General features: G+C 42.4%; 1 protein-coding gene and 1 pseudogene. Both read left to right on the forward strand.

The genetic code is table 11. From position 1 onward, the window contains the following. The first annotated feature begins 383 nt into the window (after positions 1 to 383). On the forward strand, positions 384 to 1424 hold the full coding sequence (locus tag AC5JMK_RS15045; RefSeq protein WP_495910463.1) for a class I fructose-bisphosphate aldolase: 1041 nt from the start codon (positions 384 to 386) through the stop codon (positions 1422 to 1424). 244 nt (positions 1425 to 1668) lie between these two features. After that, positions 1669 to 1791 (forward strand): annotated as a pseudogene (locus AC5JMK_RS15050) (flavodoxin FldA); the annotation flags it as partial. Between the last annotated feature and the right edge of the window lie 215 nt (positions 1792 to 2006).

Below are 2006 nucleotides of genomic sequence, written 5' to 3' on the forward strand. Positions count from 1 at the left end.
TCTTTACAAAACTTTACAACGTGTCCCATTTTGCACGTATCCCGGCTGTACCCCTCTTACTGATCATTTCAACACTATTGGCTTGTTCAGCTGCATTCACGGCTTGCACTCCTAGTGAATTTATACTTATTGAGAATATTTATTATAAAAACTGCTATATATTAATTGAAGTAATTGATATTTATTATCCTTAATTCAACCTCTAAAATGTCTCTAATATCTACCTAAATGTGTTTATAGCAGGATATATACAACACACTCACTCTGAGTATTAATCAAAGTCAGGACGAAATTTAACTAAATTTGATCCTAGACTTATTGAAATATAATTGCAATAATTTAACTACTGCTTTTAGCATAGTCATAACTTAGGAGGAATTGATGTGAGTACTTACGCCCCAGAATTGAGAGCTACTGCCCAAGCAATGGTTGCTCCTGGTAAAGGCATTCTGGCAATGGATGAAAGTAACAATACCTGCAATAAGCGGTTTGAGAAGTTGGAGATTCCAACCACGGAGGATCGCCGACGTGCTTATCGAGAACTAATTTTGACGACTCCTAACTTAAGTGAGTTCATTAGCGGTGCTATTCTGTATGATGAAACGATTCGCCAATCTACGCAGGCAGGTATACCCTTTACTCAGGTAATGCAGCAGGCGAGTATCATCATTGGTATCAAAGTAGATGCAGGGGCAAAAGATTTAGCAGGATGTCCTGGAGAGAAGATAACAGAAGGACTGGATGGATTGCGCGATCGCATTGCCGAGTACTATCAAATGGGGGCGCGATTTGCCAAGTGGCGAGCTGTAATTACCATCGGTAAAGATATTCCCAGTCGTACTTGTATTGAAGCCAATGCCCATGCTCTTGCTCGCTATGCAGCACTGTGTCAAGAAGGCGGATTGGTACCGATTGTGGAACCGGAAGTGCTGCTCGATGGCGATCACACGATTGAGCGATGCTACGAAGTTACAGATCAGACCTTGCAAGCAGTGTTCACTCAACTGCGGTTGCATCAAGTGGCATTGGATCAAATGATTCTCAAGCCCAGCATGGTGATTGCAGGATTAAGTTGTTCTACTCAATCATCGGTAGACATGGTGGCACAAATGACCATCCAATGCTTGCTCAATAATGTGCCTGCGACTGTTGCGGGTGTGGCGTTCCTGTCCGGTGGACAAACGAATGAACAGTCAACGGCACACCTAAATACGATGAATGCCAACAGGAGTGCGAACTGTCCTTGGCGCGTTACTTTCTCCTATGCTCGTGCGATTCAGCAACCTGCTTTAGAGTACTGGCACGGAAACGATGCCAATACCAAAACTGCACAACAGCTGCTTTATCATCGGGCAAAGTTGAATGGTGCTGCAAGTTCAGGTAAGTACAGCGTGGAGATGGAGAAAACACTTGTGTTAGCCTGATTCACTACCATCACTAGGTCAGTTGAATGGAAAATACCATAAACCGTGTATTAAATTTGCAGTTTTATGCTGATGGGCAATATCTACCCAATGCATCTGAGTCGAAAACTCAGAGCTTCTTACCAAATTCCCTGTCTAGGTCTTATGAAGATTTGTCCATGTTGCTCAGACAAGTTATTACGTCATGTGCGTCAGTTAGAAATTTATTGGTTTTGTCCAGCCTGCAATCAGGAGATGCCTGTTGTCAATAGCTGTTAAAAATGGCAAGTTTGTAGGACTGGCGTTGGATGAAGATAATCAATCAGAACTGACGAATCAGCGCATCAAAATTTGGGTAAGTCAGTTGAAAGCAGAGTTTGGCTTGTGAGGTTCTTCTGATTACACACTATTTTATACCTAACTAATACTTTGAATGGGTGCTATTGATGCAGGTATAGTTCGATGGCTGATCAAGTCGTCATCGAGGAGATGAGTAATGTCAAAGACTTTTTTAACGGATGTAGTGCTAATTCTAGGAGCGTCTCTATGTCCACTAGACATCTCCGACAACTATCAAAGCCTTTATGTGACTAGCTCTTAGGG

The organism is Pelatocladus sp., assembly GCF_059505505.1.